Below are 25589 nucleotides of genomic sequence, written 5' to 3' on the forward strand. Positions count from 1 at the left end.
TTTTATAAAGTTCTACCATGCCTTTAAGAAAAGCCACTCCTACATCTTTGCCTAGTGATTTGCCATATCCTTTTAGCATATTTCTCATAGCTTCTACATCTTTTGGGTTAAACATATAAGTTTGTTTCATAAAAGCAAAGCTTCTCATGCTATTCCAGATGATACTTATGTTATAGCGACCTATTAGGAGACGAAGTTTTACAGAGTTAATAGCCTGTTTAAGTAGATTTCCTTTTGATTTCCTTAGGATTTCAACATTTGTTTTAGAATTTGTTACATGCTTTATAAATTTATCCACATTTTCAGTATTATTCATAGTAAATAGCTGTCTTACAATGTTTAATACACCAAGCTCATCAAGAAGCTCATCTGTTGCCTCTTTTTTATTTGGATCAAATATAAATGAACCAATAGAATTATAAATTTTTGATTGACCATCTTCACTAAAGTACTCTGCAAAAGGAAATAGCCCTTCTATGGCAGTTTTTACTATAAGTGCCGGAGCTTCCTTCTTCATATCTTTTTCTATGGTTTCATAAGGGATATCTTGCATTCTTAAAGTCTTTTTCAAGATAGCATCGTCTTTTTTCCAACAATCCTCTATCTCTTTTGCTTGTTTATCAAGTAGCTCTTCTATCTGCTTTTGCTCCTTTAACCCCAAGATAGAAGTGTCTATGACCTCATGTTTATTCTCATTATTTGCTTTTAAGAGTTCTTCCACACTTGCTACGTTACCTTTTTTTGAGTATTCCATATAGTCTCTTAACTCTTCAATGCAAATATATTCACCAACATTTGCATTTATACTATCTTTGTAAAAAAACAAAGCTTGCTCTTTTTCGCCAAGTCTTATTGTTGCGTTTTTATGGATAACCTTTATCTTTCTTTCTGCTATCTCTATATATTCCCCATCATTACTAACAGATTTCTTTACCAGGTCCCCTGGGTAGCTTTTAGTTATTATAAAGTAAGCCACGGCAATAGAGAGCACTTCTGTTAAAGAGTAGTGGTCTTTTGGCATACGATCGATTATTTCGCTTGTAAGTTCTTTAGCATCTTCTATATTCATTTCATCTTCGTATTTTTTCATATTAACCATATCATCTACACTAGGATAGTTTGGGTCAAAACTTCTTTCAGAAACATTTTTATTTATCTTTTCAAAAATATCTTTAAAAGTTAGAGTGACCTTATCCATATAAGCTTTTTCATTTTCTTTTATCTTCTCCATATCGTTTGGCTGCTTAGCATAAGCATTTATATGTAAAAAATTCACATTATAAAGCTCATCATTATTTGATTTATTTGGTGAAAGTCCAATAGAACTTTGATTGGCTCTACGATCACTAGCTTCTTTTTTCTCTATAATGTTATCTATATAGCTTTTTTCTATCCTTGCAAATGGAGATAAATTTAGCAAAAGAGTTGATTTGTCATTATTTTGATCTATATCTATACTATATTTGCTATAGTCTTTTACTGGATTTAGAGTCTTTATGTCACTAAATTTTTGTTTTACCAGGTTGCTACTTTTTGATCTATTTATATCATCTTTTATAGTTTGATCAAGACTTTTACTAATAACTTCCTCTCTTAATCCTGCACTTGATCTAAAAGGGGAGTTTGAAAGAACGATGTAGTTTTTATTTAAATTTGAGAAGTCTTTACTATTCATCTCATCATTTACTGAGGTATTATTTTTATCGGATTTATCTGCTATTAGATTAGCTAACTTTATAGAGTTAAAATTTGAAGCACAGATAAAATTTAAATTTGCATTTGTACTTTTTATCTCTTCTTTTAGTCTATTAAAGAGCGTATCATCACTTGAGCCAAATCCTAAGTTTTTATTTATGATATCGTAAGAGCAAACATCTTTAGTATATTCAAACACTGATACATCATCTAAATATCCATATACGCTATATCCTTCATCTGCATTGCAGTTTATCTCCTTTGCGACTGAATTAATCTGAAAAGGTACATAGTCTAAATTTAAATGTGTAAAGTCTATAAAAAATCCAGCCTTAGAATTCTTATCACTTTTGAACACCAATACATTGCAATTTGAGTTTATATTTAAGGTATTTATAATAGAAGCAAACCTAGATGTAAAAAATCTTAGTATAGGCAAAGATACTCCATAAAACGCTTTATTGTCATAATACTTATATGCTTCAGTGGAAAAATTAATAAGTTCCCAAGCAACAGTACCCCATCCTATTAATTTTTTTCCTACTGCTTTTGTACCTGACAAATCAACAAGGCTTAATATAGAAAGTATGAACTGCTTTATAATAAATTCTCCATCATCCTCATTTAGATTTTTTAAATTTTTATCTAGCTCATCAAAACACTCTTTGACGCTTCTTTCAAATTTAGTTTCGTTTAACTCCTCATTAGACATTAAAGGCTTGGCATCATTTATTAGATCGTCTTTTAAAGTACTTAAACACTCTCTTAAAACATCTTTGCTTTTGTTGTAATAAGATATTATAAATTCAAACATTTCAGCAAAATTTTCTACTGGTCTAGCTTGATATTCTCTTCCTGGACCATACTTTATTTTTTCTGTTTTAATTTTTATGGGATCGATCTTCTCCTTTAAATTTACAAAGAACTTATCAACTGCACTCTTTTTATGAACTACTTTTACTGGAATTCCTCTATATTTAAATTCCCTTGATTTATCTAGATTGTTATCTTTAAAACTCTCTTTATCTATATAAAAATCAGTAACGATAGATATTGTCCTATCTTCTTTAGAAAAAATTGCTTTCCAAGAACGAGGATTTAGAAATGTTGATAGTTCATTTCTTATTAAGGCTGCCATACTGCCAAAGTAGTTTGACTCAAGAGAATTTAAACTAGACGTATAAAGCGTCACGCTCTTTGCATCAGCCATGTACTCTTTTATCTTTTTTAAACTCTCTTCGCAAGAGTAGGTTATATTTATATCATTCATCGTTATGCCACCACTACTGTTTTAATTATATTTATATTATCGCTATATTCACTATCTAACCCACAAGCAAATTTTATACATACTGTTTTTGCCTTACTTGGCGTAATATAGATAAGATTGTTATCGTCACTCATATCATCTACAAATTGAAAAAATCCTATTCCGCTCTTAGGAAGCGTCATATCTTTATAGATAGGCTCAGTATATTTAGGGGTAATAAAAATAAAATTTTTATTCATAAGCGAGTATTTAAAGTTAAATGATGAGATACTAAATTTATCATCTCTAAATCGGGCCTTTAGATACTCTTTTAGCTTCTTATCTTTTATATCAGAGCCTTCGTCTAAATTTAGCTCCATTTCTTTAAACCCCTCTTGGTTTTTATATTCCACATCATTTAGCTTATATATACAAACGGCAAGATTATCTGTTTGATTAAGAGCTGATTTTATATGAAGCCTTATGTAGGCATTATTTAAATTTATATCTTTTATTACTTCGCTACTATCTTGCATACCAGGATTACTTAAACTATGCTCTAGTTTTAGTTTATTCTCTTTTTTTATGCACCTTAGCGAAGAGCCGGTGTTGCTTAGGCAGTTTGGCACTAGATCTTGCATTACAGCGTAGTGATCATTCATGCTTTTTAGACTAAGTGCTGATCTTGGTACATAAGCTACTATGACGCATGGAATCCTAGCCGAGCAGCCTACTATCGGCGAGTTTATAAAATCAACATCGAGTATCACGCCTTGATCGTCTGATCTTATGCTCCTGCCTGCCCTACTTTTTAAGATCACATGACCACCATGTGGGCAAATGATAGTGTCGTCTTCTATGACAGGGCATGAAGTTGCAGTGGATGAAATTTCTTTAGATTGATTATCTTTTTGTAAATTTTGCCTTTGATTTAAATTTGAAAGAGCCTCTTTAGTCTTTTTGCTCATTGGTTTTAGATCGATATTTAGACTCTTATTTAATAGTGAATAATTTAATATATTTGCTTGAGAATTTCTATAAGCAACATTTAGCCTTCCTATATCTTTATCTTCATCTCTTGGCTGATGAGTAAAATTTAGAGGTATATTCTCATCACTGTTATATTTTTCGTCTTTAAAATAAAGTGGATAATCCTCCTCTTCATTGGCTTTAGATAAAAGAGCAGAGTTTAGATATATTCTTTGATTCATATTTTTGCTATCTAGCTTAAATATCTCCTTTAATACCTCAACATCGACTATACTTTTATCTACTGCACTTACACTAAGGGTATCGTTGTTTTTATAAAAGATACTTCCTACGCTCTCATTCATAAGAGCTTTTATATCATCGGTTGCTACTTTATTATTGTAAGCTACATCATCATTATTTTGAGCGGATTTATTATTGGCTATTACTATGGCTTCATCGCTAGAGCTTATGTCCTTAGAGTCTATGCTAGCTAAAAAATTTTCATTTTCTTTTAGCTTTGCTAGATCCGCGTATTTTAGATTTATTATGCTCTTTAGCATATCTATTCTATCTTTTACAAAGATGCTAGCCTCTGCTATATCTACTCTATTATCTCGTAGTATCGTTATATTTTTATAGATATTTTTGTTATAAGAGAAGTATTTGCCAAGTTCATTTACATCTATCTTTTTTTCAAATACAAATAAATTCAAAGCACAAATAGCCACTAGCATATCTATATCGCCAGCTCTAGCATCACTTACTATCTTTGTCGCATCTAGTTTATCTATATCATCTATATCTAGTATCTTTACTAGATGTGCTTCTTTATTGCTATTTTTATCTATGTTGCTGCCTAAATTTTCTATTATATACCCGACCATATCTTGCTTAAAATTTTCATCACTAAATTTGCCATATTCATAAAAGAGATTTAAATAAGCATAAAAAATATATAAAGGCGTATCTAGCATAGAAGCATCACTTATATCATCTATATTTACATCCAAATTTAACTTCGATCTTATGCATTTTAGTTTAAATTTAAGCGACTGGATATATTCATTTAGATAATCAAGTGCTTCAGCTATATCTTTACCTTCTATTTTGGCTTCATTTTCTTTGTTTTCCAAGAGATAGCACAACATATATAAAACCAAAACACTCTCTTTTAAAAAGTGAGATCTAATTAATATATTCACCAAGTGTCTATTCTCGGTATTTTCATACTTTACTTCGCCAGTTGTATCTATGCCTAGCTTATAGCCTAGATCAGATATGACCGAAAAGGTAGGTTCTATCAAAACAGCTACATCTTTTGAAAAGCTATCTTCATCTCTATTTATACTTTGTTTAACGCTCTCTACGTGATGTATCTCTATGTCTATATCTTTTTCTTTGCTAGCTTTATTGATATTAGAGCTCACCTTTTTATCTGCAAGAGTCTTTTGAGCTTGTTCATTATTTTTAACCACATCTACGTATTCATCTACACTACTCTTATCATCTTTAAAGCCAAACATACCTTTTATCTTGTTAAAGACTGAGCCTACCATCTTTCCTATAAAGCCATCTTTGTCTATGACTCTTGCTATCCATCTTGCACCTTTTGCTATGACTTTGGCTACAAAGCTAAGAAGCCTTAAGCTCCAAGTAAAAGCTGAAGCTAATATACCACCATAAATTCCTGGAGCGTTATAAGTATAAAGTTCTTTTACTCCGCTATCTTTGAAAGTTACTGCATATATTTGAGCTAGATGACCTCCTAATGAGTGACCTGACAGGATGATGTCTTTGGCGGTGTTATCTAAGCCACTTAAGTTTTGACTATGAGAATTTATAGCTTCTTGCATAGAGGATTGAAGTGATTTTAAAGCAGATATTTGCATAAGTGCTCTTGATGTGATAGCCATAAAGGCATCATCTAAGAGATCGTTTATTTTCATCTCTGTTCCTCTAAAGCCTATGATATAGTTTGACTTAAGCGTATCATAAAATATAGTTGAGCTAAAACCCGATTTTTGATTAGGTATGTGCTTTACTAGCTCATAGCGATTAACAAAGAGTTTTGTGCGAGGAGAGAGGGATTCAGGGGTGTAGAAAATTTCTGCTTCTTGATAGCTACCGTCTTTACCTAATGGCGTATCTATAAAATTTGTAACATCATTGTCTAACTTAATAAATTTTTTACCAGTATATGGCTTTTTGATAATCTTATCAGCCATAAATCTAGCTTCAATACAAAGAGCATAAGCAGTGGGATTACCTGCTTTTTTTACCACATTTCCATCTTTATCTTGGATATCACCATTTAAAATATCACCTTTTCTTATGTTGTCTTTATATCTCCAAATAGGCTTTTTTATTTCATCTTCTCTATAAGAATTTACAATATTTTCAGGGACATTATCTTTACCAAATTTATCATAAAGCTCATCAAGTCCATTTCTTTCATTCTCAAATACATTATGAAGCATTGCATAACTTGCATCAGCTATATCAATATAGTCTTTAAAGCAATTTATTAGCTCTTTATTTGATTTTTTAGTTTGCACTTACTTGTCCTTGTTTGCTTTTATGAATTTGTTGTTTGTTAAGTAGAAAATATTATCTCCTGATTTTGTACCAAAAGACTCTTTAGTAAATGATACACCTCTACCTTCATCACCAAATAGTCCATATTTAGTTTCAATATGAGTATATGAAAGATATATTTTTATAATTCTCATCTCTTTTCCATCAAAATACATATATTTAGGATAAATTCTAGGTTCTTCTTTTAAAAAATCATCTCCTATAAATTCTTTTATCTTATTCGTATAGCTTTCAGGTACTTCTGCTTTTTTATCAGTATCTCTTTCATAATCTATCCAGCGAGTATAGTATCTTTTACCATTTGAGAGGGTTTGAGGGAATTTTTGATCCATGATTTCTAGGTCAGCTCTTTTAAAATTTCTTTTGTTATTTTTAAAGAAATCGTCCATATAATCGCTTCTTTCTTTTTCTCTTCTCTCTATCTCATCAACAAATTTTTGATTAAATATATATACTCCACCATATTGTTTAGCTAAGTTTTCTAGTTCAGAGTTGCTTATCTTTTTGTTTGCTTGATTAGCTGAGCAAGCTATTAAGAATATACTTGTTAGAAGTAGTAATATAAATGCGGTAAATTTCATAAATAAATTTTTAAAATAAATAATCAAAAATCTAAGAATTTTACATAATGAAGTCAAGGAGTTCATCTAAGGATTTTGTCCTTAGATGAAAGATTAAGATTTTTTGATCGCTCTAATAGGAATAACAAATATTGCTGCGATCACATAAAAAGCAATACAAAAAACAGCCGCCATCATAAATATCTCACCGATATCATAAAAGCTTGACTCAAGCCTAAATGTATCCACGTAATTTATCGCAAACCATAATGCTACGCCAAGAGCGATAGCAAAAACGAAAAAACCCCAAGAAAATAAGAAATTTAATATCTTAGTTCCCAATCTCTCTCCTTTTTAATTATTTTTCTAACTTAAAACCGCCACCAAAAGCTCTATAAACTTCGACTGCACTATCGACCTCATCAAGCTTTGCTGAGACGTCTTGTAATTTTGCCTGAAGCAAATTTCTCTCCGCATCAAGAAGCTCTAAATGCCCAATATAGCCAGCGTCATATTGCTCTTTGGCAAGCGAGTAAATTCTTTGTTGGGATTTTAGCAAATTTTTCACTTGTTCCAAAGAAATTTTTGCATTTTGCCTTGAAACAAGCGCATCTCTTACTTCACCAAGAGCCGATTTTACCGCTGCTTCATAATTAACAGCGGCAATTTGTTCATTTGTTTTAGCCACTGCTACATTATTTTTTGTCCTACCAAAATCAAAAATTTTCTGTGCTAAAGAGCCGCCTATGCTCCATGTATTGGCATTTCCAACAAATATATTTTCAAAATCAATACTTGAAAAGCCAAAAAGTCCAGTCAGTGAAATGCTTGGAAAATACTCAGCCCTTGCAACACCAACAAGAGCATTTGTAGCTTTTAAATCAGCCAGTGCCTTTGCCACGTCGCTTCTTCTTAGCAAAATTTCAGAGCTAATGCCAGCACTTATCTCGGGAGAAGCTGGTAAATTTTGCGAGCTAGCAACAGCTCCACCTAAAATTTCATTATTACTTTTACCAGTCAAGATAGCTAGTGAGGTGATAGCTTTTGACTTTGCATTTAATATAGAAGTAAGATTGGTCTTAGCGCTTTCTACTGCTGCCTTACTTTGCAAATAGGTCATCTCATTTATGCTTCCAAGATCAAGCTGTGTTTTGCGAAGTGCTAGCGTATCTTCATAGGTTTTTAAAGTCTCTCTTAGCACAGCTTCTTGCATATTTAATGAAACTAATGCAAAGTAGCTTTTTACAACATTTGAGCTGATACTTAGTCTCGCGCTATCGTAGTCAAATTTGGTTGCATTTAGGCTTTCTTCGGCCGCTGCTACATTATTTCTTACTCTACCCCAAAGATCGATCTCATAGTTTAATCCTAAATTTATATCTGATTTTCTATAACGAGTTTGTGGTTGTTTAGTATATGTTTCGCCGCTACTTTTTGCTTTTTCGTAGCCTACATTTAAATTTATACCAGGAAGCAAATCTGCCTCAGCTACGCCAAGGCTTGCTTTTGCTTTCTCTAAATTTAAATAAGCAACACGTAAATTTGTATTTTTCTCAAGTGCACTTTCTACTAGAGAATTTAAATTTTCATCGTGAAATTCCTTCCACCAAAGATCCCTTATATCGCTTGTCTCATAAGCGTAAGTAGATGTGAAATTTGTATCTACATTTGGCATATCTGGACGAAATGAGCAACCAGCTAAAAACGCCGCCGTTATAAGTATAAACGCCTTATTTTTCATCTTTTTTTGCTCCCTTTTTCCAGTATTTCTCATTTAAATTTTCAAGCAAATAGTAAAACATTGGCACAAAAAATATAGCTATCGTCGTAGAAGCGATCATACCACCAACCACGCCAGTTCCTAATGAGTGGCGAGATGCAGCGCCTGCGCCTGTGCTTATAACCATCGGGAAGACGCCTAGAGTAAATGCGATTGATGTCATTACAATTGGTCTAAAGCGAAGTTTGGCTGCATTTATCGCTGAGTCAAATATACTCTTACCACTATCACGCTCTTGCATTGCAAACTCTACGATCAAAATGGCATTTTTAGCCGCTAGACCAATAAGCAACAAGAGTCCGATCTCAAAGTAGATATCATTTGTTAGCCCTCTTATCCAAACAGCTAGCAACGAGCCAAATACCGCAAATGGCACGGCTGTGATGACTGCAAGCGGGATGAGCCATCTTTCGTACTGAGCTGCAAGGATCAAAAAGACAAAGATCATACCAAAGATAAAAGCAACCGTGCCCGTTCCTTGAGAATTTACCTCTTGATACGCCGTTCCCGCCCAGCTTATAGCGTAGTCTTCGCTACTTAGCGTGTCATTTACAACCTCTTGGATCGCTCTGATCGCATCGCCTGACGTGTAGCCAGGTTTTGGATCACCCATGATCTTAGCTGATGGAAAGAGGTTAAATCTATCAACGATATCAGGTCCAATCGTTCTTGTAAGTGTTGCTACTGAATTTAGTGGCACCATGCCGCCCTCATTTGAGCGGACGAAAATTTTTCTTAGATCCTCAGGGTTGTTTCTAAAGTTATCGCTCGCCCTTGCATATACACGGTACGACTTACCCGCAAGGTTGAAGTCGTTTACATAGTAAGAGCCAAAAGTAGCGCCTATCGTGCTAAAAATTTCACTCTCGCTTACACCAAATAATTTAGCTTTTTCTTTATCAACTGTTATCTTAAACTGACGATAATTTGTCTCAAGCGTGGTTCTGACATTTGTTAGTTCAGGCCTTGCATTGGCTATTGCTGATACTTTTCTAGCGTCTGCTTCTATCTCGTTGTAACTCTTGCCGCTTTTATTTTGTAGATACATCTCAAAGCCACCAGTCATTGATAGACCCATAATAGGCGGTAAATTTACAACAAATGTCATTGAGTTTTTTGAGCCCCAAAGCATACCATTAAACTGGCCAGCCAATGTATCAGCTCCGTTGTTAGCGCCTTTTCTCTCACTCCAATCTTTTAGCTTTATAAAGCTAACGGCAGAGTTTTCTCTAAGCGAGCTAGCTAGTATGTCATAACCTGCAAAAGCCATAGTGAACTCAACATTTGGATTGCTTAAAATGGCGTTGCTAATTGAGACTACTTCTTCTTTTGTCTTTAGCATATTTGTTGAAGGCGGAAGTGAGGTGATAACCATTAAAGCGCCCTTGTCTTCTGAGGGCACAAGTCCTTTTGGCACAGCATCGAATAGCTTATAAGTGGCAAATCCTAAAATACCAATTACAATAAAGCTAATAATAATATGCCTTAAAATTTTAGCCACTCCGGCCGTAAAGAGTCTGGTGCTAAAGTCAAAGAAGTCGTTAAATTTCTGAACTATCCAAAATGGCTTGCTCTCTTGTTTCTTAAGCATAACCGCACAAAGTGCTGGCGTAAGTGTAAGAGCAACAAAGCCTGAGATACAAACAGAAACAACTAGTGTTAGAGCAAACTGCTTTTGTATAACGCCAACAAAGCCCTCCATGAAAGAGACTGGCACGAAAACAGCACAAAGCACGAGTACGATAGAGATAACTGGAGTTTGCACCTCTTCCATCGCCTTAAACGTCGCGTCTTTTACGCTGATCTCTTTATCTTCATGTAAAATTCTCTCGACATTTTCTATGACGATAATAGCGTCATCTACGACGATACCGATGGCAAGAACTAAGGCAAAAAGTGTAATCAAATTTATACTAAAACCCATCACATAAAGTCCGCCAAATGTCCCTATGATAGAAACTGGCACAGCAAGCATCGGGATGATAGTAGCGCGAAAACTTTTTAAGAAAAAGTACATTACGATTAAGACGAGTACCATTGCTTCAATAAAAGTTTTTATAACCTCATCAATTGAAACATCTATAAATTCTGTTGGATTGTAAGCTATGGTGTGCTCTAGGCCAACAGGATAAGTTTTCTTTAGCTCGTTAAGCTTTTCTTTTACAGCATTTGCGGTAGCAAGAGCATTCGCATCGTTTTGTAAAAATAGCAAAAGAGGAATAGCCGGTTTGCCGTTTAACATCGCATCGTTAGCATAGCTAGCTGCTCCAAGCTCTATGGTAGCTACATCTTTTAGCTTCAAAACTGATCCATCGGAACTTTTAATTATTATATCGCCAAACTGAGCTGCATTTTTAAGACGTCCATCGGTACGAACAGAATAAACATAAGGATTGCCACCATCCGATGGCTGTTCGCCTATCTTGCCAGCAGCGTATTGTGAGTTTTGAATTTTTACTTGAGAAATGACGTCGCTTGGAGTTAGTTTAAAATGAGCTAGTCTATCTGGCTTTAGCCAAATTCTCATAGAATACTCTTTAGTACCTATCAATACTGTATCACCTATGCCACTAACCCTTTTTATCTCATCAGCAATATTTAAATTTACATAGTTATATAGCTCTATCAAATCCATATTTGGATTTGTAAAGCCAACAACTTGAAGGATCGAGCCGCTTCTTTCGCGCACTGTTACGCCCATATTTTGCACCTCTTGAGGCAACCTTGAAAGGGCAGCTTGCACGCGGTTATTTACATCGATCGTAGCTTGCTTTGATGATGAGCCGATCTTAAAATATACGCTTATATTCATAGTGCCTGCTGAGCTTGAGGTGCTTTGCATATAGAGCATATTCTCAACGCCATTTATCTGATCTTCAATGGCACTTGCTACTGAATCAGCGATAGTCTGCGCATCAGCACCGCTATATGTCGCACTTACAGAGACAGTAGGTGGAGTAAGACTTGGATACTCCTCTATTGGAAGTCCCTTGATACCCATAAAACCTGCTATAACTATAATGATAGATATAACAGTCGCAAATATCGGGCGGTTTATGAAAAATCTTGAAAACATCTATCTGCCTTTACTTGCTACTTGTAGCGTTTGCATCTTTGCCGTTTATAAATTCCGCACTTAGGTCTTTATCAGTTTCAACTGGTGCACCAACTCCGATTTTAAGGAAGTTATTAACGATTATCTTATCGCCATCTTCAAGACCTTCAGTGACTGCTACCATATTTTTTGTTTGATATCCTGTTTTTACATTTTTTTGGCTTACTTTGCCATCTTTTACTACTAAAACATAAGAGTTTGTAGCGCTTTGTTGAAGAGCAACTTGAGGGATGTTAAAGGCATTTTTTTGAACAAATCCGCTCATCTTTATATGACCGAACGCACCTGGTAAAATTTTACCCTCGCTGTTATCAAAGCTAGCCTTTGCTAAAACGCTGCCAGTTGCGGTATTTACGACATTATCTATAAAATTTACTTTACCATTAAAATTTTCGCCATTGACACTTAACACAGCGTCACTATTTAGCTGTTGCCATGAGCCGTTATCCAAATTTGTCTTTCTAGTTAGATTATCCACATCGGCAATATAAAATTCTGCTTCAATAGGATTTATTTTTGTAAGTCTTACGAGCTTTGTTTGGTTTGCTATGACAAGCGAGCCAATATCTACTTGATTATCACCCACTACGCCGTCAAATGGCGCTGTGATAGTCGTGTAGCCAAGATCTATTTTTGCATTTTTTAAATTTGCTTTTGCGCTTACTAAATTCGCATTTGCAATGTCATAGGCTGCAACTGCTGCGTCGTAGTCTTTTTGAGAGACTGCATTTTTCTTATAAAGGGCAGAAATTCTTTTAAACTCGGTCTCGGCATTTTTCAAATTTGCATTTGCAACGCCAACAGAGGCATCAAGCGAGTCAAAGCTAGCTTGATATTTTTCTGGATCTATCAAAAATAACTTATCACCTGCTTTTACTTTGCTTCCCGGCTTAAAAAACTGCTTTATGATAGTTCCGCCAACTTTTGGATAGATAATAACATCTTGACTACTTGCAACCGTTGCAGTGTAATCAAAACTAATAGGTATGTCTGTTTTTTGTGCGGTAAAAATATTCACATGAGATAGCGGCATCTGGCGACCTGCTGCCGCTTTATTCTCTTTATTTTCAAAACAACCACTTAGAAATAAAACTGCAACCGAAAGCACAAGAGCACTTTTAAAATTTGCCATAAAAACCTCTCTTAATTTTAAATTTTAATATCATATTTAGTTTTTTGTAATAATTGTTACAAAAATTTAAAGTTCTCGATTCTATTAGAAAACAAATAAAAAGTCAATTTTATTTTTTACTAACTCCATTCAAAAACAACTCAACACACAAGCCAACATGCTTTTTACGTTCTTTTTCACTAAGCTTTGGTTATTCATTTATCAAAAGCGAATCGTAGTAATAAGCTCCAATCACACTTTGTATAAAGTACTTTGCAGCAAATTTGGCTGAAAATTTTGAATCAAGCTTGGCTTTTACCTCATCTCTTTCAAAGAAATTTATAAGCACAAGATCGATCTTTTTTAAAATTTGATCCAAAAATGTCTTACCAAGTTTGCCGCCATTTTTAGAACCCTCACTCATCATTATCCTACCAAGAGAGATATGCCTTTTGCTGCAAACGATAGAAAATATTATGGTTGCAAATTTGGTTAAAAATTCCTCCAAGCTGTGGGAAATTTTAAGATCTATTTTCTCATCGATCTCTTTTATAAGGCTATCTATCTCTTGCTCAACGATCGCCTCAAAAAGCCCCTCTTTGTTCTCAAAAAATGTATAAATGCTAGAAAGCGATCCGCCACTTATCGCTACAATGTCGCTTAAGCTTGTCTTTTCGTATCCTTTTTCTAAAAATAGCTCAAGTGCTGTTTTTACGATAAGTTTGTATCTTTTTTTACCCTTTTCTGAGATCGCCATCTTGCTTCCTATTAAATTTTTGCCATTTTATCATCTTTTAGGATAGATAAAAGTACTTTGTCTTTGCACGCTGATAGCTGGCTCGTCAGTGGCGTAGGCTTTTATATTTATATGTTTTAAAAGATCTTTATCGCTTAAATTTTCATTTTTTGATTTTAACGTGACAATGACTCGTTGTTTTGCGCCAGCTTTTAATATAAATGGCTTATTTGGACGAGAAATTTCTATATTCTTATCATCTACTTCAAAGTAAAAGGCATGCTCTTTATTTTGTGTATTTTGCACCAAAAATACGTAAGAATTTTCGACTTCATTTTCGCCTAAAATTTTATAAAGCTCACTTGTTCTATTTATGTTTAAAAGCATACTTTCTTTTTTGCCACTCATTAATACCCCAGCTGTTAAGACAATGCCTAAAATGACAAGATAAGCAACCGTTCTAAAGCGTAAAATTTTGACCCTTTTTTGCTCTTTTATAGAGTTTATACTTCTCCACTCAATAAGCGAGCTTTCATCAAAATGCTTCATCACTTTAGCGCAAGCATCGCTACACTCTAGACAATTTATACATTCAAGCTGCATACCTTTTCTTATATCAATGTGCGTCGGACATATCCTCACGCATGCCTCGCAGCCAGTACACAGCGCGCCCTCTTCTTTTGGTTTTTTAAATTTTTCTTTTCCATTATAGATTACGCCGCCTCTTTTTTGGTTGTAAATAACTTGGATCGTATCGTTATCAAACATCACTGATTGCACCCTAGCGTAAGGACAAACATAAATGCAAAAATTTTCTTTTAAAATAATGACATCATAAACTAACCAAATAGCGATAACAAGCCAAAATGCAAGCAAAACTCCATGTTCGCTTGGCTCTTTTAAATAAGCAAAAAAATCAAGCGGTGGCACAAAATACCATAAAAAATTTGCCGAAATAACAAGAGCTAAAACACACCAAATTCCAACTGCTAAAGCACGCTTTAAAATTTGTCCTTTTGGCTCATTTTGCTTATTTTGGATATTTTTTCTGATCTTTAAAATTTTAGTTTGCAAAAGGTCACGAAATATCATTCTAAAAATAGTTTGCGGACAGCTCCAACCGCACCAAACGCGCCCTGCAAGTGTCGTTAGAAAAAATATGCTTAAGAATAAAATGATAAACAAAAATGGCAACAAATAAAGCTCTTGCATATCAAATTTTGTAAAAAAGAGATCAACTCTACTTTTATCAAAACTTAGCAAAAATAGCTGCGCGTCATTTATCCTGATAAATGGCAAAACAAAGACAAATAGCGTAATACAGGCGAAAAAAATGTAACGCCTCTTAGCGTAGCTAAGATGAAAATCCTTTGACATAATAGGCCTTTTTTGAAATTTTATGATTATAAAGCTTATGGCATTAAAAGAGTTTTAAAAAAAAATAGTTAAAAGCTTAAATTTATGAAAATTAAACTATACTCACGGCTTATTTTAATCTGAAAGGTGGTGAGGACGTTGCCTGGTATTAAGGTACATCCTAACGAGTCATTTGATGAGGGTTACAGAAAGTTTAAAAAACAAACTGACCGTAACTTAGTAGTAACTGAAGCAAGAGCTAGACGCTTCTTTGAGCCTAAAACTGAGATCCGCAAGAAACAAAAAATTGCAGCTCGCAAGAAAATGCTTAAACGTCTTTATATGCTTAGACGCTACGAGTCAAGACTCTAAAACCAAGACAAAGAGGGCTTTGCTCTCTTTGTTTAACTCTTCTTTTAGCCTTATTTTTTTATAATCAAAGCAAATTTTTTATTTTATTTTAAATGGAAATTCGATGCAAAAGCTAGCTATAAACGAAGCTGCAGAAATTTTAGGCATAACAAAAGAAGCAGTCTATAATAGAATCCGCCGTGGTTCGATAAATACAGTCATTGAAAATGGCACAAAATTTGTCATCCTTGATGAGAAACCAAGTAGCGAAAAAGCCACAAAATCCGCTCCAAAAAGTACAAAAACCAAATCCCAAAATGATGAGTTTGTAAATTATTTGCTAAATGAGTTAAGCGAGCTAAAGAGCTTAAATTTAAACTTACAGGCTGATAAAGATAGGCTTTTTAAAGAAAAAGAGCAGATGCTAATCGAGCGAAAAAATGAAATTTTGCAAATTTATAAAGATAGAGATGAGAAGCTCATGCAGTTTCTAAATGCTATGCAAAGGCCGCTTTTAGCACAAAAAAATGACGATATGCCAAATAATGAAGCGATAGAGGCTGAGATAGAAAATGAGTCAAAATGGATAAATTTAAGTGAATTTTTAAAGGAGCTAAATTTAAAGCCAAAAGCTACAAAAAAGATCAGTGAAAAGATAATAAAAAACATACACCACTCCAAATTTATAAAATTTAAACGAGGCGTGATACTTGTTAGAAGACATAAAAATTTAAAAGAGTTGATAGGAGAGATATGAAACACATTAAAAGGATAGCTACTTATGCTGCGGTGGGAGGTTTTGGTGCGATCGTTATGGCTGGCCTTGCAGGTTGCGGAAACGACAATGGCGGTAATGAAAATGCACTAAACGAAGTTGCGCAAAAAAACGGCGCCTTTGTCATCATCGAAGAGAGTGCACCTGGTATTTATAAAATTTTAGAAGAGTATCCAAGTACTGAAACTAGAGTTGTGCTAAAAGATATAAACGGCACTGAGCGTGTGCTAAGCAAAGACGAGATCGATAAGCTCCTAGCTCAAGCAAACGCAAATATCGACAATGGCACTTCAAATTTAACAAAAACGAGTGACGCACAGCTAAGTAGTGGCGGTCTAAGCCTTGGTGAGACGATACTTGCCTCTGCTGCTGGTGCGATACTTGGTAGCTGGATAGGTAGCAAGCTTTTTGGAAATCAAAATTTCCAAGCTACTCGTCAAAATTCTTACAAAAATCCAAGCGCATACACAAGAAGCGTTGATAGCTTTAATAAGCAAAAAGTGGCAAATTCTGCTGCAAGAAGCAGTGGTGGCAAGAGTGGATTTTTCGGTGGTGGCTCAAAATCAAGCTCTAGCTCATCAAGCTTTGGAGGCTGAAAAATGATAAATTTAAGAAAAATCACTCCGTTAAATAACGAATTTATGGAAAAAATCGGCTTTGCATGGCATACAGATAATGACAACAGCTCGTATATCGCAGATGAGATCATACAAGTGAGCGAAGAAGAGGCAAATGCCTACTACGAGGCGGCAAATGAGCTATATGATATGTATGTAAATGCCGCTCAGCACGTCATAGACAACAATCTTTTTCACGAGATAGGCATACCATTTAACCTTGTTGATATCATCAAAAATAGCTGGGAAAATGACGTTCATTGGCACCTCTACGGCAGATTTGACCTAGCGGGTGGGCTTGATGGCAAGCCTATAAAGCTCATCGAGTTTAACGCCGATACGCCAACGGCAGTCTTTGAGACAGCGATCATCCAGTGGGCGATGCTAAAGCTAAATCACATGGACGAAGCAGCCCAGTTTAACGACCTTTACGAGTCGCTAAAGCAAAATTTTAAACGCCTTATCACGCTTGGCGACGATAATGTAAATTTCGAGGATGTTTACGAGGGTTGGGGGATACTCTTTAGCTCTATCGCTGGTAGTATCGAGGATGAGCAAACCGTGAAACTACTGCAATACATCGCAAAAGAGGCTGGCTTTGAAACAGACTTTGCCTACGTTGACGAGGTCATTTTCAATGATGACGAGGGCATTTTTAAAGGCGATGAAAATTTCGAGTACTGGTTTAAGCTCGTGCCTTGGGAGAGCATAGCGATCGATGAGGGCGAGCTGGCACTCATACTCTCAAACATCGTCAAAAATCAAAAAGCTATCATCATAAATCCAGCCTACACGCTGCTTTTCCAAAGCAAGGGGATTTTAAAAATCCTTTGGGATCTATATCCTAATCACCCGCTCTTGCTTGAAACCTCAAACGAGCCGCTAAAAGGCAAAAAATATGTGAAAAAGCCGGTATTTGGCAGAGAAGGCGCAAACGTCTCGATACACGATGAAAACGGCGCACAAATAGCAAGTAATGACGGCGAATACGACTCAAACAAAGCCATCTATCAAGAATTTTACGAGTTTAATCAAGATGAGAGAGGCGAGAGCTACCAAGCTGGCGTATTTTACGCTTATGAAGCGTGCGCACTTGGATATAGAAAGGGTGGCAAAATTTTAGATAATTACTCTAAATTTGTAGGACATTTCATTAAGGATTAAAGATGAAAATCGTTTGTTTAGACGCAGCGACGCTGGGAGAGAACGTAGATCTTAGTGTTTTTAAGAAATTTGGTGAGTTTATCAGATACCAAAAAACCAAAAGCGATGAGGTCGTGCCACGTCTAAAGGGCGTTGATGTCGTCATAACAAACAAGGTTATCATCGACAAAGCCGTGATGGATGCGACAAATTTAAAGCTTATTTGCATAAGTGCAACTGGGATGAATAACGTAGATTTAGAGCACGCAAAAGCTAAAAATATAGTTGTAAAAAACGTCGCTGGCTACTCGACTGCAAGCGTCGTGCAGCACACATTTGCCTTGCTTTTTGAGCTAACAAACCGCATCAAATTTTATGATGAATACGTAAAAAGTGGCAAGTGGGTGAAAAGCGAAATTTTCACCTATCTTGGCGCGGATATCAGCGAGATCACTGGCAAAGAATTTGGCATCATCGGACTTGGCGAGATAGGTCGTGGCGTGGCGGCAGTGGCGCGTGCATTTGGCGCAAATGTGAGCTATTACTCGACAAGCGGAGCAAATAAAAATAGCGAATTTGCGCAAAAAAACTTAGAGGAGCTACTAAGAAGCAGCGACATCATCAGTATCCACGCACCGCTAAATGAAAAGACTAGAAATTTACTGGGTGCAAACGAGATAAATTTGCTAAAAGATGAGGTGATAGTGCTAAATTTAGGACGTGGCGGCATAGTAGATGAAGCTGCGATGGCAAGGGCGATAGATGAGAGAAATTTGCGCTTTGCTACGGACGTTTTGGAGAGCGAGCCAATGAGCGAAAATAGCCCATTTTTAAATGTAAAAAATAAAGAAAATCTACTCATCACGCCGCACGTAGCGTGGGGCAGCTTGGAGGCTAGAAAGACGCTCATCGCAAAGATCGTCACAAACATCGAAAATTTCATCAATGAGAGCAGATAATGGCTATGATATAAGCTATCACGCCATTAGCGAAAATGAAATTTCAAAGTGGTATTTTGAAGCACTTGAGCTTACAAGGGCTGGTAAATTTGACAAGGTTTTAGCACTTGCTAGCAAGGCTGGCGTAGAGGAATTTTACGTGCAAAAGTACAAAGATACACTAAGCGCTGCGTTACAGTATAAAGACGATGAAATTTTTAACAAAACTCACGGCTTTTGTATCGCCGTCACACAAGGATTTTTTAGAAAATATTTCTACACTCGCGGCACAGCGCTAAGCTCTTTGGCACAGCAAAATAAGAAATTTAAAAACTACATTAGCAACTGGCGAGAAATTTTACCAAGCGAGTTTTTGGATAAATTTAGTGGCGAAATTTATAATGAGATCACCGAAAACTACTGTTGTGGTGCTTATGTGAGTGCTAAAAACGTAGCTAAACTAAAGGCTGACTATGAAGCAGGTGGTGAGATAAAAGAGGCAATTGATGGCTTTTACGCTCAAAATTTACCTGCATTTTTAGATGCGCTAAACTACGCATGCGAGCTAGAAATAGGCCTGCTCGAGGCCACTGAGGTCGTGGAGCCAAATCCACTTGATCTAAACAAATCAAGCTCATATTCAAATCTCTTTAACTGCGATCCAAAGGGTGCTATTATCTACGCACAGATCGCAGTGCAGCAGATTGGCGAGGCGATAAATCAAGAAGAGACTGGCAAAAAGTCGATTTTTGAGAAGATCAAAGGGCTATTTAAATAAATTTGAAAGGATAAAAATGGCAACCGAACATAGCTTTGATATAAGTGCTGAGGTCGATATGATGGAGGTTAAAAACGCTCTTGAGACAGCGAAAAAAGAGATTGCTGCGAGGTATGACTTTAAAGGACTTGCGGCCGAGGTCGAGCTAAATGAAAAGGAGAAATTTATCACGCTTCTTAGCTCAAGCGACAACAAGATCGATGCATTAAAAGACATCGTGATCTCAAAGCTCATCAAGCGAAACATCCCACCAGTAGCGATCACAGAGACAAAAAGAGAGCCAGCAAGTGGTGGAAATTTAAAAGCTACGCTAAAACTAAACGACACGCTTGACGCTGAAAACTCAAAAAAGATAACCAAAGCGATCAAAGACTCAAAGATCAAGGTAAGCGCGCAGATCAGGGGCGAAGAGATCAGAGTGACAAGCAAAAGTATAGATGACCTGCAGGAGTGCATAAAGCTGGTTAGGGGGTTAAGTTTAGAACTTCCGATAAGCTTTAAAAATCTAAAGTAACGCACTTTTTCGCTTTATTATGCGTCGTTGATTTAAATTTTTACTCGGTCATTACCAACTCGGTAGCTCCCGTTGCAAAAATTTAAATCGCCTCGCCTAATTTTGCGAAACTGCCACTAGATTTTTCATTTAAAATTTAGCTATTCAACCTAAATTTGGCAGTTTTTTGCAAATTTGCAATTAAATTTATTTCACTAAGGACAAAAAAATGAGCTTTTTTAAGAAAATTCTCGGTAAGCAAATCGATCTTGGCAAGCAGATGCCGATCTATTTTGTAAGTAGCGACGAAGACTATATGCAGCGTGCATTTGAGCAAGCTCGTGAGAGCTTTAGATATTTTTGGCGTGAGGTTTACTGGGAACGCCACAGGATCGTACCAGCACTTGACTATGCGATGGTAAAAATTTGCTTCCTAGATGTCGTAAATGGCGAAGAAGTCGGTGAACACATGTGGATAGACGATGTAGAATTTGACGGCGAAACGATATATGGTACGCTCATAAATGAGCCTGATAGCGTGCAAAACGTGAAATTAGGCGACCAAATAAGCGCAAAGATAGACGAGATGAGTGACTGGCTCTTTTCGATAGATGGACGCGCATACGGCGGATTTAGCGTGCAGTCGATGCGCTCACGCATGCAAAAGAAAGAACTAAAAGAGCACGATAAAGAGTGGGGGCTTGATTTTGGCGATTTTAACGATATTTTGGTAGTTTACGAGCAAAAAGAACACCCTGAAAATTTGATAGAGCATCCAATGAGCAAAAATACATATGAGCAAGTAAGGCAATATATAAAAGAGCACCCAAATATGGTCACGGACGCTGATGAGTTTGGCTATACGCAGCTTCATAACGAGGCGATCACTGGAAATTTAAATCTTGTAAATCTTTTGCTAGAAAACGGCGCTGATAAAAATGCCCGCACAAAAAGTGGCAAAACGGCAGCTGATTTTGCCAAGATTTTGGGCTGGAGCGAAATCGAGAAGGTGCTTAGGTAGCAAGTTTTTATAAAATTTTAGGATTTAAATTGAGTTATCAAGATATTTTAGATGAAAGAAAAAGGCGGGCTAGTAAGACTTACCAAAAAAGTCATATTGAAATTCTTTTAAAATTTCATCCACTGATACTAACTGGTGTTAGTTTAACTAGTATGATTTGTTATTTTGTATATTTTAGTCTCTTTGTTGGATATTTTCCAGTTTTAAGTAATTCTGATATTTTTCATGTCGGAGCATTATTGTTTTTTGTTGTAGCTATTTTTACTATTTTTATTATATTGCCCATAATGCTTTATCCTGGACATATAAGATACTCCCTCAGATATAAAAATGGTAAATATTTTTCACTTTTTTTATTATCTTTATCATTTCCTCTAGCACTATTAACTACTTTTATTATAAGTATAGCTTTCTATATAGATGCAAAAGGCGTACTATTTACTTTTATGGTTTTTTTAGCATTATCATATTTGTTATCGTGTATTACAATATGGATCAAGGGAAAAATATTGGAAAGAGTATTTGCTCTTTGCATGATAATGTGGCTCGCTTATATTTTTATTTTAATATTTTTGTCTAATTTTCAAACTAATCTAATTTCTATTTTGGTGGTAAATCTATTTTTTATTTACATTACATATATCTTTTTTTGCTTAGGTATTTTGTGTTTTTGTGAAGGTATTTATAAGGATGGTACGCACAAGGAAATTTCACTTATTTTAATGTTTTTATGTCCAATAGTTATATTTTTTTATCTAGCGGATGACATCGCAAAGAAATTTGAAATCACTAACATGGAATATAAATATTTATCTATTGAAAAAAGTATAGCAGGTGCTTTGCCAGAAAAAATTTGCAAAAATGGCATATATTGTGATGATAGTAAAACTTATTATGATGAAAACGAAACAAACGGAGTTATAAAACTTTATAATGTAAAAGCCCTATCAACTCTTGGTAAATTTTATTATCTGCAGACAAAAGATGGAGTAAAATTTGAGCTTGATGCAAGCAAAATTATCTCAAGAGCCAAGGAGTAACTTCCTTAAGTTTTGGGACTAAAATTTGATCGATACGTGAAATTTGCGGATTCAAAAAATTAAAATTTATAGGCCAAATTTATCTGGCTAAGCCAAAATCTTCTTTAGCACAAGGCTAAATTTATTAAAAGTTAGTTATCCTAACACATCAATTTAAAACCAAACTTATTTAAGGCGATTAGTTATGATATTTAAAAATATTGTCGAGAATTTTGCCGTAAATTACGCTCATAATTCTATTCAAAGATCACTATATAATGAATTTAATATAGACATTTTAACCACAACCTACACCAAAACTCCAAAAAAAGGCAAAAAGTATATGCTCTATGCACATGTGCCATTTTGTCACACATTCTGCCCATATTGCTCGTTTCATAAGTACCACTATGAACAAGAACTTGCAAGAGTTTACTTTGAAAATTTACGTGAGGAGATGAGGCAGGTTAAAGAGGCTGGATTTGACTTTGATTCACTTTATGTTGGCGGTGGCACGACGCTTATAAATGAGCCTGAGCTTGAGAAAACACTTAAGCTTGCAAAAGAGCTTTTTAGTATAGATGAAATTTCAGCAGAAAGCGATCCAAATCACATCTCACCCGAGAGTTTAGCCAGATTTGATGGATTAATTGATCGACTAAGCGTGGGTGTACAAAGCTTTGATGATGAAACATTAAAAAGAGTTGGCAGATATGAAAAATTTGGCTCAGCCAAGGAGGTAAAAAGAAAACTTGAGCTCGCTCTTGGTAAGATCCCAGTCATTAGCCTGGATCTCATCTTTAACCTGCCAAATCAAACAAAAGAGCAGCTAATAAACGACATAAATACTGCAAAATCGATCTCTCCGCAACAAATTACCTTCTATCCACTTATGAAATCAGAGCTAACAAGAGAGAATATAGCTCGCTCGCTTGGCGTCTCAAACATCGATAACGAGCGCGAATTCTATGAGATAATCACTGAAGAATTTAGCAAAAGTAACTACAAACAAAGCAACGCCTGGGCGTTTTCAAATGAAAAAAGTGCTGACCTTCGCGACGAATATGTTGGCTCAAATTTGGAGTATCTTGGCGTTGGTAGCGGAGCATTTAGCTTTCTTAACGGTGAGCTTGTAATAAACGCGTTTAATCTACTTGAATACGGCAAAAGGATAAAAAATAGGCAAAGCCCAGTCATCGCAAAATGTGGTTTTAGCAAGAAAGAGAGACTTAAATACACATTTTTAACAAGGCTTTTTGATGGCGGAGTTGATATTAAAAGATACAACAATGAAAATAACACAAACATCAACAAAGCCTTATTTATGGAGCTTAGCTTACTTAAGCTTGTAAATGCAATATATGAAGAAAATGGCATTATCAAGCCGACATTTTTTGGCAAATATATCTGCATCGTGCTTATGCGTGATTTTTACGCTGGTATGGACAAAGTTCGTGCGATATTTAAGGATGACGCTAAGATAAAACAAAGCAAGGTGCTTCGTATAATGAGCGAAAACACTGAACAAAAGTATGAGCCAAATATCATTCAGCCACGAGCTGCGATGTAATGCTTGCAAATTTAATTAAAAAAAACATATATCAAATTTCTAAAATAGTGTTATTAACGCTCGTATTTAGCGGACTTGGTGTCTGGACCCTTTCATTTATAAATAATGAGCTTGTAAGTTTAAAAGAATTTGACGCCTTTATAGCGGTTAAATTTATAGTGGTTTTGCTCTTGTTTTTTATAAGCGCCATCGCCGCAAATATATCGCTTACAAATTTTGGGCATAAATTTATCTACGAGCTAAGATATCAAAGCGTAAAGCAAATTTTAGATACGCCAAATAGCGTGATAAACGAGATCGGCAAGGCAAAGATCATAGCTAGTCTAAATAATGACATAAAAACGATCACATTTGCCTTTATGAGCGCTACTGGTTTTATACAAAGTCTAGTTTTTATCGTCTGCGCTAGCATCTATCTTTGTGTAATCGCTCCAAAAATTTTTATCTTTTTATCCATTTGGATCGGTGCGACTCTTTTTATAAATACACTTTTTATGAAAAAAATTCATCTTTATTTTAAACATTCTAGAGTTCAAGATGACGCATTGCAAAAGCACTACGACGATATCGTAGAGGGGCATAGAGAGCTTAGTTTAAACAGGGCAAGGGCAAGTGTCTGCTTTGATGAGTTAAATTTTACAGGCGATAAAAAACGCCAAAATATGGTAAAGGCCGATATTTATCACGCATTAAGCGATAATTTCACAAACATTATGCTTCTTGGCTCAGTTGGTCTTTGTGTATTTTTGTGCGTGGCATTTGACTGGGCGAGCCTGCAAACTGCACTAAGCATTAGCCTAACGATACTATTTTTAAGAGGCTCATTTATGAGTATGGTTAGCTCCATACCAGCCGCACTTAGCGCAAAAGTGAGCCTAGAAAAGATCATGAGCTTAAATCTCAATAAATTTAAGGAAGGCTTTAAATTTGATGATAGCCTAAGTGACGAGTGGCGAAGCATTAGGCTAAAGGATATAAATTTCAACTACACTCACGGCAAATTTTGCCTAAAAGACGTAAATTTAGAGATCAAACGCGGTGAGATAACATTTATTATCGGTAAAAATGGCAGTGGCAAAAGTACGCTTATAAATTTACTTTGTGGCCTTATGCGCCCAAGTAGTGGTGAAATTTACCTTGATAGCACAAAGATAGATGAAGGAAATTTACAAAGCTATCAGGCAAAGATTAGCGCTATTTTTGCCGATTTTTATCTATTTTCGCAAACGCTTTCTCATAATGGCTTTGCCAGCCAAAGCGAAATAGACGAGCTTTTAGCCTTACTTGAGATCGACAAAAAAGTAAGTGTCATAGATAATAAGCTTAGCACCACGCAACTCTCAACCGGTCAGCGAAAGCGCCTAAGTCTTTTAATAGCTATTTTAGAGCACCGCTCTATCCTTATCCTAGATGAATGGGCGGCCGATCAAGATCCGCTCTTTAAACGAAAATTTTATAAAGAAATTTTGCCGTTTTTACAAAGTAAGGGCATCAGCATAATCGCTGTTAGCCACGATGATAGCTACTTTGATGTAGCAACTAGGATCATCTTGGTAAAAGATGGCTTTGTGCGTGAGCTAGACGAGAGCGAGCGAATAAGTGCCGCAAAAGATGCAGTTGAGAAGATAAAATAGGAGTAATTTTTACACAAAAGCACAATACTCACCCTACTCTTAAGCCGTTTCAAGCTCAAATAAATTTAAATTTAGTAGAAT

18 protein-coding genes and 2 pseudogenes are annotated in these 25589 nt (G+C 35.5%); 11 read left to right on the forward strand and 9 right to left on the reverse strand.

Features of this window, described 5'->3' with window-relative positions; translation table 11 throughout:
• The 9 genes and pseudogenes from A3835_08680 to A3835_08720 all read right to left on the reverse strand — a co-directional run bounded on the left by A3835_08680 (nt 1) and on the right by A3835_08720 (nt 15190).
• A pseudogene (locus A3835_08680) lies at nt 1-2965 on the reverse strand (hypothetical protein).
• A gap of 2 nt (nt 2966-2967) precedes the next feature.
• Nucleotides 2968-6471, reverse strand: coding sequence for a hypothetical protein (locus A3835_08685; GenBank protein ID ORI10618.1), 3504 nt, complete (start codon nt 6469-6471; stop codon nt 2968-2970).
• Nucleotides 6472-7149, reverse strand: a complete 678-nt coding sequence (locus A3835_08690) for a hypothetical protein (GenBank protein ORI10619.1) — start codon at nt 7147-7149, stop codon at nt 6472-6474.
• A 36-nt stretch (nt 7150-7185) separates the two neighbouring features.
• The gene (locus A3835_08695; protein ORI10620.1) at nt 7186-7413 is read right to left on the reverse strand and encodes an ATP-binding protein; all 228 of its coding nucleotides are present in this window, start codon (nt 7411-7413) and stop codon (nt 7186-7188) included.
• 16 nt (nt 7414-7429) lie between these two features.
• Nucleotides 7430-8812, reverse strand: coding sequence for an RND transporter (locus A3835_08700; protein ID ORI10621.1), 1383 nt, complete (start codon nt 8810-8812; stop codon nt 7430-7432).
• Nucleotides 8802-11927, reverse strand: a complete 3126-nt coding sequence (locus A3835_08705; GenBank protein ID ORI10622.1) for an RND transporter — start codon at nt 11925-11927, stop codon at nt 8802-8804. Before A3835_08705 ends, A3835_08700 begins: the two co-directional genes overlap by 11 nt.
• A 10-nt stretch (nt 11928-11937) precedes the next feature.
• Entirely contained in the window at nt 11938-13098 is a 1161-nt protein-coding gene (locus A3835_08710) for an efflux transporter periplasmic adaptor subunit (protein ORI10623.1), read from the reverse strand.
• Between the two features lie 109 nt (nt 13099-13207).
• A pseudogene (locus A3835_08715) lies at nt 13208-13834 on the reverse strand (transcriptional regulator).
• Nucleotides 13835-13864: 30 nt separating this feature from the next.
• Nucleotides 13865-15190 (reverse strand): cytochrome c oxidase accessory protein CcoG, encoded by a 1326-nt coding sequence (locus A3835_08720; GenBank protein ID ORI10624.1) that lies wholly within the window; start codon nt 15188-15190, stop codon nt 13865-13867.
• 138 nt (nt 15191-15328) lie between these two features.
• Here A3835_08720 and A3835_08725 point away from each other — a divergent pair, with 138 nt between their 5' ends.
• The 11 genes from A3835_08725 to A3835_08775 all read left to right on the forward strand — a co-directional run bounded on the left by A3835_08725 (nt 15329) and on the right by A3835_08775 (nt 25508).
• A complete protein-coding gene (locus tag A3835_08725; protein ORI10625.1) occupies nt 15329-15541 on the forward strand; it encodes a 30S ribosomal protein S21 in 213 nt (70 codons plus the stop codon).
• Nucleotides 15542-15644: 103 nt separating this feature from the next.
• Nucleotides 15645-16277, forward strand: coding sequence for a transcriptional regulator (locus tag A3835_08730; GenBank protein ORI10626.1), 633 nt, complete (start codon nt 15645-15647; stop codon nt 16275-16277).
• Nucleotides 16274-16891 carry a hypothetical protein gene (locus tag A3835_08735; protein ORI10627.1) on the forward strand — a complete coding sequence of 206 codons (618 nt, stop codon included), beginning with the start codon at nt 16274-16276 and terminating at the stop codon, nt 16889-16891. Before A3835_08730 ends, A3835_08735 begins: the two co-directional genes overlap by 4 nt.
• 3 nt (nt 16892-16894) lie before the next feature.
• Nucleotides 16895-18076 (forward strand): glutathionylspermidine synthase, encoded by a 1182-nt coding sequence (locus A3835_08740; GenBank protein ID ORI10628.1) that lies wholly within the window; start codon nt 16895-16897, stop codon nt 18074-18076.
• A 2-nt stretch (nt 18077-18078) separates the two neighbouring features.
• Entirely contained in the window at nt 18079-19014 is a 936-nt protein-coding gene (locus A3835_08745) for a hydroxyacid dehydrogenase (GenBank protein ORI10629.1), read from the forward strand.
• Nucleotides 19001-19771 (forward strand): hypothetical protein, encoded by a 771-nt coding sequence (locus tag A3835_08750; GenBank protein ID ORI10630.1) that lies wholly within the window; start codon nt 19001-19003, stop codon nt 19769-19771. Before A3835_08745 ends, A3835_08750 begins: the two co-directional genes overlap by 14 nt.
• Nucleotides 19772-19787: 16 nt before the next feature.
• Nucleotides 19788-20285: a YajQ family cyclic di-GMP-binding protein gene (locus A3835_08755; GenBank protein ID ORI10631.1), complete on the forward strand. Its 498-nt coding sequence runs from the start codon at nt 19788-19790 to the stop codon at nt 20283-20285.
• A gap of 208 nt (nt 20286-20493) precedes the next feature.
• Complete coding sequence (locus A3835_08760; GenBank protein ORI10632.1) at nt 20494-21285, forward strand: hypothetical protein; 792 nt, start codon at nt 20494-20496, stop codon at nt 21283-21285.
• A gap of 29 nt (nt 21286-21314) precedes the next feature.
• The gene (locus A3835_08765; protein ID ORI10633.1) at nt 21315-22325 is read left to right on the forward strand and encodes a hypothetical protein; all 1011 of its coding nucleotides are present in this window, start codon (nt 21315-21317) and stop codon (nt 22323-22325) included.
• Between the two features lie 184 nt (nt 22326-22509).
• Entirely contained in the window at nt 22510-23874 is a 1365-nt protein-coding gene (locus A3835_08770; GenBank protein ORI10634.1) for a coproporphyrinogen III oxidase, read from the forward strand.
• Nucleotides 23874-25508 carry a multidrug ABC transporter permease/ATP-binding protein gene (locus A3835_08775; protein ID ORI10635.1) on the forward strand — a complete coding sequence of 545 codons (1635 nt, stop codon included), beginning with the start codon at nt 23874-23876 and terminating at the stop codon, nt 25506-25508. The genes A3835_08770 and A3835_08775 overlap by 1 nt, the downstream gene beginning before the upstream one ends.
• Nucleotides 25509-25589 lie beyond the last annotated feature (81 nt).

The sequence above is a fragment of the Campylobacter concisus genome (genome assembly GCA_002092835.1).
GTDB classification, from domain to species: domain Bacteria; phylum Campylobacterota; class Campylobacteria; order Campylobacterales; family Campylobacteraceae; genus Campylobacter_A; species Campylobacter_A concisus_K.

What these genes read in the sequence shown, in the direction of transcription:
- A3835_08700 (ORI10621.1), bottom strand. Translation starts at nt 8,812, where the DNA reads ATGAAAAATAAGGCGTTTATACTTATAACGGCGGCGTTTTTAGCTGGT.
- A3835_08705 (ORI10622.1), bottom strand. Translation starts at nt 11,927, where the DNA reads ATGTTTTCAAGATTTTTCATAAACCGCCCGATATTTGCGACTGTTATA.
- A3835_08710 (ORI10623.1), bottom strand. Translation starts at nt 13,098, where the DNA reads ATGGCAAATTTTAAAAGTGCTCTTGTGCTTTCGGTTGCAGTTTTATTT.
- A3835_08720 (ORI10624.1), bottom strand. Translation starts at nt 15,190, where the DNA reads ATGTCAAAGGATTTTCATCTTAGCTACGCTAAGAGGCGTTACATTTTT.
- A3835_08730 (ORI10626.1), top strand. Translation starts at nt 15,645, where the DNA reads ATGCAAAAGCTAGCTATAAACGAAGCTGCAGAAATTTTAGGCATAACA.
- A3835_08735 (ORI10627.1), top strand. Translation starts at nt 16,274, where the DNA reads ATGAAACACATTAAAAGGATAGCTACTTATGCTGCGGTGGGAGGTTTT.
- A3835_08740 (ORI10628.1), top strand. Translation starts at nt 16,895, where the DNA reads ATGATAAATTTAAGAAAAATCACTCCGTTAAATAACGAATTTATGGAA.
- A3835_08745 (ORI10629.1), top strand. Translation starts at nt 18,079, where the DNA reads ATGAAAATCGTTTGTTTAGACGCAGCGACGCTGGGAGAGAACGTAGAT.
- A3835_08750 (ORI10630.1), top strand. Translation starts at nt 19,001, where the DNA reads ATGAGAGCAGATAATGGCTATGATATAAGCTATCACGCCATTAGCGAA.
- A3835_08755 (ORI10631.1), top strand. Translation starts at nt 19,788, where the DNA reads ATGGCAACCGAACATAGCTTTGATATAAGTGCTGAGGTCGATATGATG.
- A3835_08760 (ORI10632.1), top strand. Translation starts at nt 20,494, where the DNA reads ATGAGCTTTTTTAAGAAAATTCTCGGTAAGCAAATCGATCTTGGCAAG.
- A3835_08770 (ORI10634.1), top strand. Translation starts at nt 22,510, where the DNA reads ATGATATTTAAAAATATTGTCGAGAATTTTGCCGTAAATTACGCTCAT.
- A3835_08775 (ORI10635.1), top strand. Translation starts at nt 23,874, where the DNA reads ATGCTTGCAAATTTAATTAAAAAAAACATATATCAAATTTCTAAAATA.